The organism is Tabrizicola sp. (assembly GCF_030694085.1).
GTDB lineage: Bacteria > Pseudomonadota > Alphaproteobacteria > Rhodobacterales > Rhodobacteraceae > Tabrizicola.
The window spans coordinates 15,766-31,555 of record NZ_JAUXZE010000030.1; the positions used below are offsets into that span (position 1 = coordinate 15,766).

Genomic DNA, 15,790 nt, shown 5'->3' on the forward strand with positions numbered 1-15,790 from the left:
AATCATGCTGCATTTGCGCGATAGCTCCCCCAGAAATGTTCGCTTTCGGACAACTCGCGCAAAAACGAAAAATATGGTTGACGAAGCCGTGACAACATCGCAGCTTCTTGCCCGGGGGAGGACCCGCACAGTGACGAACGGAACCGCAGAGGTTGTAACCGACCTCTTCATCATCGGTGGCGGCATCAATGGCTGCGGCATCGCCCGCGACGCCACCGGGCGCGGGCTGAGCGTCACGCTGGCCGAACAAGGCGACCTTGCCCAGGGCACCTCCTCGGCTTCGACCAAGCTCTTTCACGGCGGTCTGCGCTATCTGGAATACTTCGAGTTCCGCCTGGTCCGCGAGGCGCTGGAGGAACGCGAGACCCTGCTTGTCGCCATGCCGCATATCAGCTGGCCGATGCGTTTCGTTCTGCCCCTGTCGCCGGACATGCGCTTTGAAAGCGACACGCCGACCTCACGCCTCCTGCGCTGGGTGATGCCCTGGGCCAAGGGCCGTCGGCCCGACTGGCTGATCCGCCTTGGCCTTTACATGTACGACACGATGGGCGGCCGGAAGATCCTGCCCGCGACCCGGACGCTGGACCTGACGCAGGATCCCGCTGGCAAGCCCCTGCAGGCAAAGTTTCGCAAGGCCTTCGAATATTCCGACTGCTGGGTCGAGGATTCGCGCCTTGTCGCGCTGAACGCCCGCGATGCCGCCCGGCGCGGGGCGCGCATCCTGACCCGCACCCGCGTCACCAGCGCCGTGCGCCAGGGCGACCTGTGGCACGTCACCACCGAAGGACCCCACGGCCCCACGACCCATCGCGCCCGCGCCCTGGTCAATGCCGGCGGTCCCTGGGTCGAGGATGTGATCCGCAACGTCGCCCGCATCAATTCCACCGAAGGTGTCCGGCTGGTTCGCGGCAGCCACATCGTGACGAAAAGGCTTTTCGATCACGACCGCTGCTACTTCTTCCAGGGCTCCGACGGCCGCATCATCTTTGCCATCCCCTACGAGCAGGACTTCACCCTGATCGGCACCACCGACAAGGACCACAAGGGCGCCCCGAACGAGGCCCACTGCACGGATGAGGAACGCGACTACCTTCTGACCTTCGCGTCGCAGTATTTCGCCCGGCCGGTGACGAAGGACGACGTGGTCTGGACCTATTCCGGGGTGCGCCCCCTGTATAACGATGGCGCCAAGTCGGCCACCGCCGCGACGCGGGACTATGTCCTCAGCCTTGACCAGACCGGCGCGCCGCTGCTGAACGTCTTTGGCGGCAAGATCACCACCTACCGCCGCCTGGCCGAAAGCGCGCTGGCAAAGCTGACGCCGTTCTTCCCGCAAGCCAAACCCGCCTGGACCGCGCGTGTCGCCCTTCCCGGCGGCGATTTCCCGCATGACGGCGTGGCGGCGCTGACTGCCAGCCTCAAGTCCCGGCACCCCTTCCTTACCGACTACTGGGCCGCGCGTCTGGTCCGCGCCTACGGAACCGAGGCCGCGCTGATCCTGGGAAACGCGACCACGGCCGAGGCCCTTGGCCGCGACTTCGGCGCCACCCTGACCGAGGCAGAGGTGCGCTGGCTCATGTCGCACGAATACGCGACGACGGCCGCCGACGTCGCGTGGCGTCGGTCCAAACTGGGCCTACGGATGACCGCGGACCAGATCGAGACACTCGACCGCTTCATGACCAGTGAGGTCGGGGCGGATGCGTCGCGGGCTGTCAGCCCGGCGGCGGAATAGGGGGAACGGGATGACGTTGGAACTGCAGGGGGTCTCACGTTCGGTCGGGGGCAGGGCGCATATCCACCCCACCGACCTGACGCTGAAGAACGGCACGATGAATGTGCTGCTTGGGCCCACACTGGCGGGCAAGACCAGCCTGATGCGGCTGATGGCGGGCCTCGACAAACCCAGCACGGGCCGCCTTCTCTGGGAAGGCCGGGACGTGACCGGCGTCAAGGTCCAGGACCGCAAGGTGGCGATGGTCTACCAGCAGTTCATCAACTACCCCGGCCTGACGGTCTACGAAAACATCGCCTCGCCCCTGCGCCTGATGGGCAAGCCGTCTGCAAAAATTGACAAAGCCGTCCGCCAGACCGCCGAGATGCTGCGCCTGACCCCGATGCTGACCCGCAAGCCGCTGGAGCTTTCGGGCGGCCAGCAGCAGCGCTGCGCGCTTGCCCGGGCGCTTGTCAAAGGGGCGGGTCTGGTGCTTCTGGACGAGCCCCTTGCCAACCTTGACTACAAGCTGCGCGAAGAGTTGCGGATCGAGATTCCCCGCATCTTCGAGGCCTCGGGTGCGATCTTCGTCTATGCGACAACCGAACCCGAAGAGGCCCTGCTTCTGGGCGGCAACACCGCGACGCTGTGGGAGGGCCGCGTGACCCAGTTCGGTCTTACCCCGCATGTCTACCGCTTGCCCGAAGACGCGACGACCGCGCGCGTCTTCAGCGATCCGCCGATGAACTTCGTCCAAGCCCGCAAGGAAGCCAGCCGCCTGACCTTCGGCGAAAGTGCCCATGCTCCGGCGACGGGACCGGGCTATCACCTGCCCGACGGCACCTACATGGCCGGGTTCCGCGCGAACCACGTCACCCTGAACCGCCACTCCGGCGATGCGGTGGAATTCCGCTGCACCATCGGCGCGACCGAAATCACCGGGTCCGAGACCTTCCTGCACCTCGACCACGGGTCGGACCGCTGGGTGGGCCTGGTGCACGGAGTCCACCCGATGTCGGCGGGCACGGCCTGCCCGGTCTTTGTCGACCCCGCGCATGTCTACCTGTTCGATGAAACGGGCCGACTTGCCGCGCCCGCCCCTTATGCGATGGCGGCCTGAATGTCCCGGATCACGCTTTCCAACCTTGCCCACAGCTACCTTGCGAACCCGACCAGCGACGCGGACTTTGCGTTGAAGGAAATGGACCATGTCTGGGAAGACGGCGGAGCCTATGCGCTGCTTGGTGCCTCGGGCTGCGGCAAGACCACGCTTTTGAACATCATCTCGGGCCTTGTGCGCCCGTCGCAGGGCCGAGTGCTGTTCGGCGACCGCGACGTGACCGACGCCGAGACGACCGAGCGCAACATTGCCCAGGTGTTCCAGTTCCCCGTCGTCTACGACACGATGACCGTGCGCGACAATCTGGCCTTCCCCCTGCGGAACCGCGGGATGGATGCGGCCTATATCGGCAAGCGCGTCGAGCAGATCGCGAAGATGATCGGGATGGAGGACCGCCTGAACCGCAAGGCGCGCGGTCTGACCGCCGACGCCAAGCAGAAGATCAGCCTTGGTCGCGGCATGGTGCGCGAGGACGTCAACGCGATCCTGTTCGACGAACCTCTCACGGTCATCGACCCCCACATGAAGTGGGAGCTGCGGACCCAGTTGAAGGACCTGCACCGCGAGTTCGGCCACACGATGATCTACGTCACGCATGACCAGACAGAGGCACTGACCTTTGCGCAGAAGGTCGTCGTCATGCACGAGGGCCGCGTGGTGCAGATGGGAACGCCGGAAGAACTGTTCGAGACCCCAGCGCATACCTTCGTCGGCTATTTCATCGGCTCGCCGGGGATGAACCTTCTGGACGCCGAAGTGACCGGCTCCGAGGCGCGTCTGCAAGGCGTGCAGGTTGCCCTTGGTGCGGCGTACGGGCCAACAACGGGGCGCACCCAGATCGGCATCCGCCCGGACTATGTGACGATCTCGGACGAAGGGCTGCCGGTCACCGTGCTGCGGGTCGAGGACGTGGGCCGTCACCGCATCGTTCGGGCCGAGTTCCAGGGCCAGCCGCTGAACGCGATCCTGCCCGAGGGCATGTCGGTCCCGGCAGACCCGCGCGTCGCCTTCGCGCATGGCAAGATCAACGTCTACGCAAACGACTGGCGCGTCGCGCCGATGGGGACCTGACCGATGGAAAAGACCCAGAACAACAAGGCCTGGTTCCTTGTCCTGCCGGTGCTGGTGCTGGTGGCCTTCTCGGCCGTCCTGCCGCTCATGACCGTCGTCAACTACGCCGTCAACGACACCTTCGGGAACAACGCATTCTTCTGGGCCGGGCTGGAGTGGTTCGAGGAGATGGTCACCTCCAACCGCCTGCATGAGGCTTTGGGGCGACAGATCCTGTTCTCGGTGATCATTCTTCTGATCCAGGTGCCGCTTGGCATCTTCATCGCTCTCAACATGCCGAAGAACGGCTTCTGGGCCAGCTTTTGCCTGGTCCTGATGGCGCTGCCGCTGCTGATCCCGTTCAACGTCGTCGGCACGATCTGGCAGATCTTCGGACGCGTCGACATCGGTCTTCTTGGCCATACGCTGAAAAATCTTGGCGTCGACTACAATTACACCAATGACCCGCTTGACGCCTGGATCACCGTGGTCGTCATGGACGTCTGGCACTGGACCTCGCTGGTCGCCCTGCTGTGCTACGCCGGTCTCCAGTCGATCCCCCAGGCCTACTACCAGGCCGCCAGGATCGACCAGGCGACCCGCTGGAGCGTGTTCCGCTACATCGAACTTCCCAAGATGAAGGGCGTTCTTCTGATAGCCGTCCTGTTGCGCTTCATGGACAGCTTCATGATCTACACCGAACCCTTCGTCGTCACCGGCGGCGGCCCCGGCAACTCGACCACCTTCCTTTCCATCGACCTTGCCAAGATGGCCACCGGCCAGTTCGATCTGGGCCCCGCCGCTGCCTTCTCGATCATGTACTTCCTGGTCATCCTGTTGATCTCATGGGTCTTCTACACTGTCATGACCAACCTTGACCGCGAGGAGAACCGCTGATGCGCATCCGCTCGTCTGCCATTGTCATGGCGATCTATCTTCTGTTCCTGCTGATCCCGATCTACTGGCTGCTCAGCATGAGCCTGAAGACCAATACCGAGATCACCTCGACCTTCACGCTCTGGCCGCAGAACCTGACCTTCCGCAACTACGTTGTCATCCTGACCGACCCCTCGTGGTACATGGGCTACGTCAACTCGATGATCTACGTGACGCTGAACGTCGTCATCACCATCACCGTGGCGCTGCCCGCAGCTTACGCCTTCAGCCGCTACAGCTTCATGGGCGACAAGCACCTGTTCTTCTGGCTCTTGACCAACCGCATGGCGCCCCCGGCCGTGTTCGCGCTGCCCTTCTTCCAGCTCTATTCCGCTATGAACCTGATCGACACGCATATCGCAGTGGCGCTGGCCCACTGCCTGTTCAATGTGCCGCTGGCGGTCTGGATTCTGGAAGGCTTCATGCGCGGCGTGCCGAAGGAAATCGACGAGACCGCCTATATCGACGGCTACTCCTTCCCGAAGTTCTTCGTGAAGATATTCATGCCGCTGATCGCGTCCGGCATCGGCGTCGCCGCCTTCTTCTGCTTCATGTTCTCGTGGGTCGAGCTTCTGCTGTCCCGCACGCTTACCACCACTGATGCCAAGCCCATCGCAGCCACGATGACCCGCACGGTCAGCGCCTCGGGCATGGACTGGGGCGTGCTGGCCGCTGCAGGCGTCCTGACCATCGTGCCGGGTGCCTTGGTGATCTACTTCGTCCGCAACTACATCGCCAAGGGCTTCGCCCTGGGGAGAGTGTGATGGCGGGCGGCTCCGAAGCGAACCCCGTCCCGGGCCTGACCCGGGACCTCCCTGACACCTCGCACCACCTTGCGGACTGCGAGGCCCCGGAACAGGTCCGGGGCGGGGACCCTGCCGAGAAGGGGCAATCTGCATGACGACCACCCGCTGGACCCCAATCTACCTCACCCTCGCCGCCATCATGGCTGCGATCCTAGCCCTCCTCCTTTGGGCCGTCCCTGTCGACGAGGATGGCACGCGCATATGGACCGGGCAGCTGATCCCCGGCTTCTGGATGGCCTGGACCTTCCCGGTGGCGCTTTTCTTCTGGTGCATCGCGGCACTTCTCATCATCATGACGCTGCTCGCGATCCGTTTCCCCGAAACCCCGCGCGTCGGCATCCTGCGGATCGAAACCACCCGCGGCGACCGGCTTTTCATCACCCTTCTGGGCACGGCCTTCATCCACCTTGGCTGGCTCTTCTTCGCGGGCCCCGACGTGCTTTGGGGCGCGCTTATCCTCTCCCTCGCCTATGCCTTCGCGGTCTTCCGCTTGGTCTAGGCAGGGCAACGACGGCCCCGGGGCGGGCAAGGAGACCGGCCCGGGGATAAGCTAACCAAACGTCTCAACATTCTGGGAGGAATCACATGAGACTTCGTTCCACCGCAACGGCGATGGCGCTTGCGCTGATCGCCATGCAGGCCCCCGCCTGGGCCGACATCGAGGCGGCAAAAGCCTTCCTCGATGCCGAAATCGGCGATCAGTCGACGCTCGACCGCGCCGGACAGGAAGCGGAAATGCAGTGGTTCATCGACGCGGCCGCGCCCTATGCGGGCATGGAGATCAAGGTCGTTTCGGAAACCATCACCACGCATGAATACGAAGCCAACGTGCTGGCTCCGGCCTTCACCGCGATCACCGGGATCAAGGTCACTCATGACCTGATCGGCGAAGGCGACGTGATCGAGAAGCTGCAGACGCAGATGCAATCGGGCGAGAACATCTATGACGCCTATGTCAACGACTCCGACCTGATCGGCACCCACTGGCGCTACCAGCAGGTCCGCAACCTGACCGACTGGATGGCGGGCGAAGGGGCGGCGGTCACCAACCCGAACCTCGACGTTGCTGACTTCATCGGCACCAGCTTCACCACCGCGCCGGACGGCAAGCTTTACCAGCTTCCCGACCAGCAGTTCGCGAACCTCTACTGGTTCCGCTACGACTGGTTCAACGACCCGAAGACGCAAGAAGACTTCAAGGCCAAGTATGGCTACGACCTTGGCGTTCCGCTGAACTGGTCCGCCTACGAGGACATCGCCGAATTCTTCACCGGCCGCGACATGTCCTATGCGGGTGGCCCGGCGTCCGGGGTCTTTGGCAACATGGACTACGGCAAGAAGGACCCCTCGCTTGGCTGGCGCTACACCGACGCCTGGATGTCGATGGCCGGCATGGGCGACGTGGGTGAACCGAACGGCCTGCCGGTCGACGAATGGGGCGTCCGCGTGGACGAGAATTCGCGTCCCGTCGGCTCTTGCGTGGCGCGCGGTGGTGCGACCAACGACGCGGCTGCGGTCTATGCCGTGACCAAGGCGATCGAGTGGCTGCAGAAGTACACCCCGCCGGAAGCCCAGGGCATGACCTTCGGCGAGGCGGGGCCCGTTCCGGCACAGGGCAACATCGCCCAGCAGATGTTCTGGTACACCGCCTTCACCGCCGACATGGTCAAGGAAGGTCTGCCCGTGATGAACGAGGACGGCACGCCCAAGTGGCGCATGGCCCCCTCGCCGCACGGATCGTACTGGGTCGACGGCATGAAGGTCGGCTATCAGGACGTCGGCTCGTGGACGCTGATGAACTCCACGCCGGTGGACCGCGCCCAGGCCGCCTGGCTTTACGCCCAGTTCGTCACCTCGAAGACGGTGGACGTGAAGAAAAGCCACGTTGGTCTGACCTTCGCGCGGGAATCGACGATCCAGCACGCGTCCTTCACCGAACGCGCGCCCAAGCTGGGCGGTCTGGTGGAATTCTACCGCTCGCCCGCACGGGTGCAGTGGTCGCCCACCGGCACCAACATCCCGGACTATCCGAAGATGGCCCAGCTGTGGTGGCAGAACATCGGCGACGCCATGTCGGGATCGAAGACCCCGCAGGCAGCGCTGGATGCCCTGTGCGAAGAGCAGGAAAAGGTGCTGGAGCGGATCGAGCGCGCTGGCGTCCAGGGCGACATCGGCCCCAAGCTGAACGAGCCGCAGGACCCGCAGGTCTGGCTTGACGAGCCGGGCTCGCCTGTCGCGAAACTGGAGAACGAGAAGCCCCAGGGCGAGACGATCTCTTACGACGAGCTGATCAAGTCCTGGCAGTAAGCCATGTTGCGAAGGGCGGGGCATGTTTGCCCCGCCCTTTTGCCATGCAATCTTCCCACCTCCCTGATTTGGTGCCCGGGCGATGCCGGGCGAACCCGCAGCGATGACAGCCTTCTGGACCACCACCCCCTCGGGCAAGACGCGCGCCTTTGGCGCGGGCCTGCGCTTTGACGGCACTCCGGGAACCTGGAACGCCATTACCGACGTGCCGGGCGTCAAGGTAGGCTACACGACGCTGATCGCAGGCGACGGCGCCTTGCGTCGCGGCACAGGCCCGATCCGCACCGGAGTGACGGCAATCCTGCCACGCCCGGTCGACCGGCTGTGGGACCCGGTTTTTGCCGGCCTTTTCAGCCTGAACGGCAATGGCGAGATGACCGGCAGCCACTACATCGAAGAGACGGGCAAGTTCGGCCTGCCGATCACGATCACCAACACCCATTCCTGCGGTCTGGCCCGCGATGCAACGGTGCGCTGGGCCGTCGATGCCTTCCCAGATGATCTGGGCGACGATTTCGCCCTGCCGGTCGCGGCCGAAACCTATGACGGTTTCCTTAACGACATCAACGGCTTTCATATCAGCGAAGCGCATGTGCGCGCGGCGATCGACAGCGCCCGCAGCGGCGCCATCGACGAAGGCAGCGTTGGCGGCGGCACGGGCATGAAGTGTTTCGGCTTCAAGGCGGGGTCCGGCACCGCCTCGCGGCGGGTGAGTTATGACGCGGACTATCACCTGGGGGTCTTCGTGCAGGCGAACTTCGGTGCGCGCGGCGATCTCACGATCCAGGGTCGCCGTATCGGCCGTGACCCGGGCCTGCCTCTGATGGTGACCCGTGCCCCCGCGCCGGACCTCAGCTCGATCATCGTGGTGATCGCGACGGACGCGCCTTTCCTGCCGCACCAGTTGAAGCGCCTGGCCCGCCGGGCCAGCTTTGGCGTCGGGCGGCTGGGCGGGATCGCTCGACATTCTTCGGGAGACATCTTCCTGGCCTTCTCGACGGCGGGACAGGATCTTGCCGGACAACAGACGCCAGCCCTGCGCGACGTCCGCTTCGTACCGGACGAACATATCGACCCCTTCTTCGAGGCCGTGGTACAGGCAACGGAGGAAGCCATTCTGAACAGCATGATCGCGAATGACGGGATGACCGGACGCGACGGCAATTTCGTCCCCGCCCTGCCGCTTGCCACGCTGGGGCTGCAAGGGTGACGCAGGCGCTAGATCAGGGAAAGCACAGCACATGACCCATATCCTTGCCATCGACCAGGGCACCACCTCATCGCGGGCGATCCTGTTCGACGCCGACTTGCGCCCCGTGGCGCAAGCCCAGGAAGAGTTCCCGCAGCATTACCCCCGCCCCGGCTGGGTCGAACACAACCCCGCCGATCTGTGGTCCACCGTCGCCGGAACGGCCCGCGCCGCGATTGAAAAAGCCGGGGTCAGCGCCACTTCCATCGCCGCCATCGGCATCACCAACCAGCGCGAGACGACACTGATCTGGGACCGCACGACCGGCCAGCCGATCCACCCCGCGATCGTCTGGCAGGACCGCCGCACCGCCGACACCTGCTCTGTCCTGAAAGACCAGGGCCTTGAGGCCATGATCACCGCCAGCACCGGCCTCCTCCTCGACCCCTACTTCTCGGGGACCAAGGTCAAATGGCTCCTTGACCACGTCGAAGGCGCCCGCGACCGCGCCAACCGGGGTGAGCTTGCCTTTGGCACCGTCGACACCTGGCTGATCTGGAACCTGACCGGCGGGAAGGTTCACGCCACCGACGCGACCAACGCCTCGCGCACCCTGCTTTACAACATCGCCAAGGGCGAATGGGATGCGGACATCTGCAAGCTTCTGGACGTGCCGATGTCCCTTCTCCCCACGGTCCATGACTGCGCCGCCCCCTTCGGCATGACCCGGCCTGACCTTTTCGGTCGCGAAATCCCGATCCTTGGCGTCGCGGGTGACCAGCAGGCCGCCACCGTGGGTCAGGCCTGTTTCCAGCCCGGCATGATGAAATCGACCTACGGCACCGGCTGCTTCGCGCTGCTGAACACCGGCACCGACATGGTTCCGTCGAAGAACCGCCTGCTGACCACCATCGCCTACCAATTGAAGGGGCAACCGACGTACGCCCTCGAAGGATCGATCTTCATCGCGGGCGCGGTGGTCCAGTGGCTGCGTGACGGCCTGAAGATCATCCGTGAGGCGAAAGAGACCCAGCCTTTGGCCCAGGCCGCCGAGGAAGCGCAGGGCGTGATCCTTGTCCCCGCCTTCACCGGCCTTGGCGCGCCCTACTGGCGGCCGGACTGCCGGGGCGCGGTCTTCGGGCTGACCCGCAACTCCGGTCCGGCGGAATTCGCGCGCGCCGCATTGGAAAGCGTCGGCTACCAGACCCGCGACCTTCTTGAGGCGATGCGCGCCGACTGGGGAACCGAGGCGCAAGGTGTGCTGCGCGTCGACGGCGGGATGACCGCCAGCGACTGGACCATGCAGTTCCTGTCCGACATCCTGGGCGCGCCGGTTGACAGACCCAAGGTGACCGAAACCACGGCGCTGGGAGCCGCCTACCTGGCCGCAATGCAGGCGGGCGTGATCGGCGGGCCGGACGAGTTCGCGGGGTCCTGGGCGCTGGATCGCCGCTTCACGCCGCAGATGGATCCTGCCACCCGTGACGCCAAATACGCCCGCTGGGGCAAGGCCATCGCCGCCACGATGTCGGTATGACCCCCTTCGGAATTACCACACCGGGCCGCATCCTCTTTGGCCGGGGCGAGGCCGCCAAGGCCCCCGGACTGATCCGCGCCTTCGGGGATCGCGGGGTCCTGATCCATGGTGCCAACCGGACGCGCGCTGCCTGGCTGGTCGAGGCGCTGGGGTCACAGGTGCTGACGCTGCCCTGCGTGGGAGAGCCGACATTGGCCGATCTGGAGGCTGCCTTGACTGTCGGCCGCGCCCACCGTCCGTCCTGGGTCGCGTCCTTGGGCGGCGGCGCGGCCCTAGACCTTGGCAAGGCGCTCGCCGCGCTGATCCCGGCCCCCGACGGGCCGCTTGTGCATCTGGAGGTCGCAGGCCAAAGTCTGCCCCTGAAAGCCGACCCGCTGCCCTTCATCGCGATCCCGACCACGGCGGGCACAGGGGCAGAGGTCACGAAGAACGCGGTCATCGGCCTGCCCGACCTTGGCCGCAAGGTCAGCCTCCGCGATGATCGCATGGTGGCGCGGCTGGCCATCGTCGACCCGGCCCTGACAGATGGATGTTCGAAGGCGGTGACGCTTGCCTCGGGCCTCGACGCGGTGACGCAGGTGATCGAGCCCTATGTCTCGGTAAAGGCCACGCCCTACACCGACGCCTTGGCCCGACCGGCCATCGGCATCGGGATGGTGGCGCTGATGCAGCTGATGCAGGGCGAGGACCCGGAGGCGCGGGACCGGATGGCCTGGGTCAGCCTTTGTGGTGGGTTGGCGCTGGCCAATGCGGGCCTCGGCGCGGTGCATGGCTTTGCGGGCGTGATCGGCGGCATGACGGGCGCGGCGCATGGCGCGATCTGTGGGGCGCTTCTCGGGCCGGTCCTTCAGGCGAACCGGGCGGCGGCAACGGGCGTGGCGCGGGACCGGCTGGACGAGGTCTGCGCGGTGCTGGCCGGGACGCTTGGCTCCAGCGCGGACGAGGCTCCGTCGGCGCTGCAGGCCTGGGCCTGGGCCGAAGGGTTGCCGGGGCTTGCCGCCCTGGGCGTGACCGAGGATCAGCACGCCGTGATCGTTGCGGTCGCAAAGGACGCCTCGTCGACGAAGGGCAATCCCGTAGCCTTGCCCGATGCGACCCTGCATGAGGTGCTGGAGCAGGCGTAGGGTGGGCGAGATCGCCCACCCTACTCCCACGCTTCTTCTTGATCCCGATCAATGCGGCCGGGGACCGGAATGGCTAGACGTCTCGCAAAGCCTGCGAAGGAGGGACGTTCGATGCGCCTGATGATGGTTCTTTACTCGATGATCGCGACCGCTCTGGCCGGGAGCGGTGTGATCGCGGTGCTAAGCGCGGGCTACGACACGCTTTGGCCCATCGTGATCGCGGCTGTCGCGGGCGCGGTGCTGGCATTGCCGGCGTCCTGGGCCGTCGCCCGCCAGATCGACTAGGCTTTCAGATCGGCCAGGCTTTCCGTCCGCTCAGGCTTCGAGGAAAACCCGCACCGTCTCTTCGAAGGCGCGCGGCTTTTCCGCGTGCAGCCAGTGCCCGGCCTCGGGGATCTTCGCGAAGCGGGCCTTCGGGAAAAGCGCCTTGATCGTCTCGCGGTGCTCGGGGCGAACGTATGAGCTTTCCGCGCCGGTCAGGAACAGGGCGGGGTGATCGAAGGCCCCTTGCGTGCCGGGCCAGCCGACGATCTTCGGCATCTCGTCCTCCAGCACCTGCAGGTTCAGCTTCCAGCGCGGTGGCTTGTGGCGCAGGTCCAGTGATTGCAGGAAAAAGGCGCGCAGGGCGGGGTCGTCAATCCGCTGGGCCAGGGCTGCATCAGCCTCGGCCCGTGTGGTGATCTGCGTCAGGTCTAGCGAGGCCATCGCCTGGGCATTCCGGGTCTGGTCATGGTTGTAGGCAACGGGGGCGATATCGGCCACGACCAGGCGGCGGATCAGGTCTGGCCTGGTCAGGGCCAGGTGCATCGCCGCCTTCCCACCCATCGAATGACCCAGCAGGTCCACCGGCGCGGCGAAGCTTTCGATCACCTCGGCCAGATCGGCCGCCATATCGGGATAGGATTGTGTCGGGAACCGCGGGCTGTCGCCGTGGTTGCGCATGTCGACAGCAACCACCTCGCGTCGGTCGGCCAGGCGGCGGGCGATCACGCCCCAATTGCGGCCCGAGCCATAAAGGCCGTGGGCGATGATCAGGGGTGGCGCCTGGACTGCGGCGCTGGCGGGGTGGCGGATCGTGGCGAGCATGGCCCTTGATAGCCCTGTCGCCCGGATCAGGCCAGAGCGGTTGAACATGGCGGCAATCGCTTCTAGGTTCTCCCCCAGGGTGTCGATGGGGTGCGCGATGAGTGCGGTGACGATCCAGCAGATGGCGGATCGGGTGGCTCAGCTTCTGGAAGAGAGGCTGGGGCTGGGCGGACGCGACCTTGCGGCGAAGTTGAAGCGGGCGGGGCGGACACTGCCGAAGAAGGTGCGCGACAGCGGCCGGCTGCTTGCGACCTCGGCGCACCGGGCACAGAATCCGAAGCTCCTGGGTCAGATCGACATGGGCGAGGTGACCGAGGCCTATGATGTCTGTGTGAAGCATCTGATCGCGATCGACCCGGTCAGCCGTCGGCGGGACATGTTCGCAGGAATGGTCGGCTCGGTCGGGTTCGGGGTGCTGGTGCTGGCCGTGGCGATCCTTGGGTTCCTGGCCTGGCGCGGATATTTCTGACCGGCTGTCCACGGTGGACAAACGTCAGAGTTTCTTTAAAATCAGAAGCTTGGTCGCGGGCGTTTACGATTTGGCAAGGTCTTGCCTGTGATGCCCCAGGTCCGTCGCCTGGGACGATAGCGCGCGGCGCGTGACGAGGGTCACCGTCACGAAAGCTACGTAGAGGAGCAGATACCAGGACCCGAGTTTGGCGAGGCTTACCAATTCTCCGGTAACCTGCCCCGAATAGATCCAGGTGCCGGTGGCAGTGCCCACGTTCTCGGCCACCCAAAGAGCCAGGGCCGACAGGAAGGCCGCCACAGGCAGCGGCATCCACCAGTGCCGGTCATGGATGCGGAACCAGATCCGGGTGCGTCCGTAGAGCGCGACAGTCGCGACGAACAGCGCCAGCCGGATGTCCGGCAGGAAGTGGTGGGCGAAGAAGTTGACGTAGATCGCCACGGCAAGCGCCACCGTCAGCGGAAAGCTGGGATAGGGCGCAAAGCGCATGTCGAAGACCCGGATCACCCGGGCCATGTAGCTGCCGACAGCGGCATACATGAAGCCCGAGAAGAGCGGCACGCCCATCAGCTTGAAGATGCCAGGTTCAGGGTAGGCCCATGACCCGGCATGGACCTTGAACCACTCCATCGCCGTGCCGGTGAGGTGGAAAAGCAGGATGACGCGGGCTTCCTCCCAGGTTTCCAGTTTTGTCCAGAGGAAGACGACTTGTGTCGCGATGGCGAAGAGGAAAAGCGCGTCGTAGCGGTGGAGGGGCCAGTCGGGCTGCCAGATCAGCTTGGTCCCGATGATGGCAAGGAGGAGAAGCCCGCCGAACAAGCAGGCCCAGCCCTGTTTCAGGACGAACATCACCAGTTCGGCCACGGCGAATGGGAGCCGGGCGCGGGCCCAGTCGCCCATGCGGTGTTCGAGGGAACGGGTGTCGGTGGAGGTCATGCGGGTCCTGCGATGTGTGGCTGGGGCGATGAGACCGGTGGCGAGGTGGTGCGTCAAGGTGCGGCAATGCAGACGGTCGCAGCACTGGGGGTTGGCGAACGGGCAGCGTATGTGCTGGGATGGGCGCAACATTGGGCTGATGTTTCATGACGACTGAAGATCTGAAGGCGCGGCAGGAAGAGGTGAACCGACTGGTGGGGCGCTGCGTTCTGCGGTTGCAACAGTACGAGTTGCAGCTCAAATCGATACTTGCGCACCATGATATTTCGGGCCCGGTGCAGGACCTGGAATCGGGCCGCGACGCCAGGTTGACCGCAACATCGCGACAGACCCTGGGAAGCCTGATCAAGGCGCTTGTCGGCTCGGTTCTGGTGAGTGGAGAGCCTGCCGCCGTGGAGGAGCGGGAGGCCGAAGACGAGACGGGTCCTCCGACATTTCGAATGACGGTGCGGCTTGGACTGACGGAAGCGGAGCTGTCCCGCACCGAACTGGACCTGCGAGAGTTGGTGCAGATACGGAATGATCTGATCCATCATTTCATGGAAAGGCATGATCTCTGGAGCCTGGACGGGTGCCGGATTGCGCTGGAGGAACTGGATGCAACCTGTGACCGCATCGGTGCGGATCTGGCGCGTCTGCAGGAATGGGCGGCCGATCTTGAGCAGGTCCTTCACGACGTATGGGAGTATGTCCAGTCGGACGCGTACGAAGACGCCGTAGTCAGCGGCATCGACCCGGATGGCACGGTGTTCTGGCCCGGCGCGGGCATCGTGGCGGCGCTGCGCGAGGCGGCGCTGGCTTTGAGTGTCGATGGATGGACAGAAATTTTAGCGGCGAAGCGGTGGATTGCAGACCGGTATCCCGATCAGACGCCCGAGAAATATGGGTGCACCACCTATCCGCAGGTCTTGCATGTTTCCGGGGAGTTTGACCTGTGCCGACTGGAAAAGAACGGCCTACCCCGGCGCCACTACCGATTGCGAGACGATGCTCTGAGAAAGGGCGGTGGGCAGATAGCCCACCCTACGACCCCGCCCGACATCAAGGCGTAGGGCGCGCCGAAGCGCACCCTGTCGCTGCTCACAGTCCCGGATAGATCGGGAAGGCCTGGCACAGGGCCTCGACCTCGGCTTTCACCTTGGCTTCCACCGCGCCGTTGCCGTCTTCACCGTTTGCAGCCAGCCCTTCGGTCACCTCGATGATCCAGCGGCCGATCTGGCGGAACTCGGGTTCGCCGAAGCCGCGGGTGGTGCCTGCCGGGGTGCCGAGGCGGACGCCGGAGGTGATCGTCGGCTTTTCGGTGTCAAACGGGATGCCGTTCTTGTTGCAGGTGATGTGGGCGCGGCCGAGGGCTTTCTCGGTGGCGTTGCCCTTCACGCCCTTGGGGCGCAGGTCGACCAGCATCAGGTGGGTGTCGGTGCCGCCGGTGACGATGTCGAGACCGCCCTTCATCAGCTCATCCGCGAGGGCCTGGGCGTTCTTGACGACCTGGGCCTGGTAGGTCTTGAACTCGGGC

At 65.0% G+C, this 15,790-nt stretch carries 15 protein-coding genes and 1 pseudogene; 13 read left to right on the forward strand and 3 right to left on the reverse strand.

From position 1 onward, the window contains the following. Positions 1–73 precede the first annotated feature (73 nt). The 11 genes from glpD to Q8M85_RS03720 all read left to right on the forward strand — a co-directional run bounded on the left by glpD (position 74) and on the right by Q8M85_RS03720 (position 12,068). Positions 74–1,735 (forward strand): glycerol-3-phosphate dehydrogenase, encoded by a 1,662-nt coding sequence (glpD, locus tag Q8M85_RS03670; RefSeq protein ID WP_371135190.1) that lies wholly within the window; start codon positions 74–76, stop codon positions 1,733–1,735. A gap of 10 nt (positions 1,736–1,745) precedes the next feature. Then, positions 1,746–2,834 carry an ABC transporter ATP-binding protein gene (locus tag Q8M85_RS03675; protein ID WP_305540425.1) on the forward strand — a complete coding sequence of 363 codons (1,089 nt, stop codon included), beginning with the start codon at positions 1,746–1,748 and terminating at the stop codon, positions 2,832–2,834. Beyond that, positions 2,835–3,905: an ABC transporter ATP-binding protein gene (locus tag Q8M85_RS03680; protein ID WP_305540428.1), complete on the forward strand. Its 1,071-nt coding sequence runs from the start codon at positions 2,835–2,837 to the stop codon at positions 3,903–3,905. Between the two features lie 3 nt (positions 3,906–3,908). Further along, positions 3,909–4,781 carry a carbohydrate ABC transporter permease gene (locus Q8M85_RS03685; RefSeq protein WP_305540431.1) on the forward strand — a complete coding sequence of 291 codons (873 nt, stop codon included), beginning with the start codon at positions 3,909–3,911 and terminating at the stop codon, positions 4,779–4,781. Further along, positions 4,781–5,584 (forward strand): carbohydrate ABC transporter permease, encoded by an 804-nt coding sequence (locus Q8M85_RS03690; protein ID WP_305540434.1) that lies wholly within the window; start codon positions 4,781–4,783, stop codon positions 5,582–5,584. Before Q8M85_RS03685 ends, Q8M85_RS03690 begins: the two co-directional genes overlap by 1 nt. 133 nt (positions 5,585–5,717) lie before the next feature. Then, positions 5,718–6,125, forward strand: a complete 408-nt coding sequence (locus Q8M85_RS03695; protein ID WP_305540437.1) for a DUF2160 domain-containing protein — start codon at positions 5,718–5,720, stop codon at positions 6,123–6,125. Positions 6,126–6,211: 86 nt separating this feature from the next. Then, positions 6,212–7,933 carry an ABC transporter substrate-binding protein gene (locus Q8M85_RS03700; protein WP_305540440.1) on the forward strand — a complete coding sequence of 574 codons (1,722 nt, stop codon included), beginning with the start codon at positions 6,212–6,214 and terminating at the stop codon, positions 7,931–7,933. Positions 7,934–8,015: 82 nt separating this feature from the next. Further along, complete coding sequence (locus Q8M85_RS03705; RefSeq protein ID WP_305540443.1) at positions 8,016–9,143, forward strand: P1 family peptidase; 1,128 nt, start codon at positions 8,016–8,018, stop codon at positions 9,141–9,143. Between the two features lie 31 nt (positions 9,144–9,174). Next, positions 9,175–10,659: a glycerol kinase GlpK gene (gene glpK, locus Q8M85_RS03710; protein WP_305540446.1), complete on the forward strand. Its 1,485-nt coding sequence runs from the start codon at positions 9,175–9,177 to the stop codon at positions 10,657–10,659. Then, positions 10,656–11,783: an iron-containing alcohol dehydrogenase gene (locus Q8M85_RS03715; RefSeq protein ID WP_305540450.1), complete on the forward strand. Its 1,128-nt coding sequence runs from the start codon at positions 10,656–10,658 to the stop codon at positions 11,781–11,783. The genes glpK and Q8M85_RS03715 overlap by 4 nt, the downstream gene beginning before the upstream one ends. A gap of 69 nt (positions 11,784–11,852) precedes the next feature. Then, a complete protein-coding gene (locus tag Q8M85_RS03720) occupies positions 11,853–12,068 on the forward strand; it encodes a CTP synthetase (RefSeq protein WP_305540453.1) in 216 nt (71 codons plus the stop codon). Positions 12,069–12,098: 30 nt separating this feature from the next. Here Q8M85_RS03720 and Q8M85_RS03725 read toward each other — a convergent pair whose 3' ends face one another. Next, positions 12,099–12,869: an alpha/beta fold hydrolase gene (locus Q8M85_RS03725; protein WP_305540467.1), complete on the reverse strand. Its 771-nt coding sequence runs from the start codon at positions 12,867–12,869 to the stop codon at positions 12,099–12,101. 97 nt (positions 12,870–12,966) lie between these two features. On the opposite strand from Q8M85_RS03725, the gene Q8M85_RS03730 reads away from it, so the two are divergent. Then, a complete protein-coding gene (locus tag Q8M85_RS03730) occupies positions 12,967–13,338 on the forward strand; it encodes a hypothetical protein (protein ID WP_305540456.1) in 372 nt (123 codons plus the stop codon). Positions 13,339–13,401: 63 nt separating this feature from the next. Here the strand turns inward: Q8M85_RS03730 and Q8M85_RS03735 are convergent, their stop codons facing one another. Beyond that, complete coding sequence (locus Q8M85_RS03735) at positions 13,402–14,274, reverse strand: DUF817 domain-containing protein (RefSeq protein ID WP_305540459.1); 873 nt, start codon at positions 14,272–14,274, stop codon at positions 13,402–13,404. 146 nt (positions 14,275–14,420) lie between these two features. Between Q8M85_RS03735 and Q8M85_RS03740 the strand changes: the two genes are divergently transcribed. Next, a complete protein-coding gene (locus tag Q8M85_RS03740) occupies positions 14,421–15,326 on the forward strand; it encodes a hypothetical protein (protein WP_305540462.1) in 906 nt (301 codons plus the stop codon). 28 nt (positions 15,327–15,354) lie between these two features. Here Q8M85_RS03740 and glyA read toward each other — a convergent pair. After that, positions 15,355–15,790 (reverse strand): annotated as a pseudogene (glyA, locus tag Q8M85_RS03745) (serine hydroxymethyltransferase); the annotation flags it as partial.

What these genes read in the sequence shown, in the direction of transcription:
- glpD (WP_371135190.1), top strand. Translation starts at nt 74, where the DNA reads ATGGTTGACGAAGCCGTGACAACATCGCAGCTTCTTGCCCGGGGGAGG.
- Q8M85_RS03675 (WP_305540425.1), top strand. Translation starts at nt 1,746, where the DNA reads ATGACGTTGGAACTGCAGGGGGTCTCACGTTCGGTCGGGGGCAGGGCG.
- Q8M85_RS03680 (WP_305540428.1), top strand. Translation starts at nt 2,835, where the DNA reads ATGTCCCGGATCACGCTTTCCAACCTTGCCCACAGCTACCTTGCGAAC.
- Q8M85_RS03685 (WP_305540431.1), top strand. Translation starts at nt 3,909, where the DNA reads ATGGAAAAGACCCAGAACAACAAGGCCTGGTTCCTTGTCCTGCCGGTG.
- Q8M85_RS03690 (WP_305540434.1), top strand. Translation starts at nt 4,781, where the DNA reads ATGCGCATCCGCTCGTCTGCCATTGTCATGGCGATCTATCTTCTGTTC.
- Q8M85_RS03695 (WP_305540437.1), top strand. Translation starts at nt 5,718, where the DNA reads ATGACGACCACCCGCTGGACCCCAATCTACCTCACCCTCGCCGCCATC.
- Q8M85_RS03700 (WP_305540440.1), top strand. Translation starts at nt 6,212, where the DNA reads ATGAGACTTCGTTCCACCGCAACGGCGATGGCGCTTGCGCTGATCGCC.
- Q8M85_RS03705 (WP_305540443.1), top strand. Translation starts at nt 8,016, where the DNA reads ATGCCGGGCGAACCCGCAGCGATGACAGCCTTCTGGACCACCACCCCC.
- glpK (WP_305540446.1), top strand. Translation starts at nt 9,175, where the DNA reads ATGACCCATATCCTTGCCATCGACCAGGGCACCACCTCATCGCGGGCG.
- Q8M85_RS03715 (WP_305540450.1), top strand. Translation starts at nt 10,656, where the DNA reads ATGACCCCCTTCGGAATTACCACACCGGGCCGCATCCTCTTTGGCCGG.
- Q8M85_RS03720 (WP_305540453.1), top strand. Translation starts at nt 11,853, where the DNA reads ATGGCTAGACGTCTCGCAAAGCCTGCGAAGGAGGGACGTTCGATGCGC.
- Q8M85_RS03725 (WP_305540467.1), bottom strand. Translation starts at nt 12,869, where the DNA reads ATGCTCGCCACGATCCGCCACCCCGCCAGCGCCGCAGTCCAGGCGCCA.
- Q8M85_RS03730 (WP_305540456.1), top strand. Translation starts at nt 12,967, where the DNA reads ATGAGTGCGGTGACGATCCAGCAGATGGCGGATCGGGTGGCTCAGCTT.
- Q8M85_RS03735 (WP_305540459.1), bottom strand. Translation starts at nt 14,274, where the DNA reads ATGACCTCCACCGACACCCGTTCCCTCGAACACCGCATGGGCGACTGG.
- Q8M85_RS03740 (WP_305540462.1), top strand. Translation starts at nt 14,421, where the DNA reads ATGACGACTGAAGATCTGAAGGCGCGGCAGGAAGAGGTGAACCGACTG.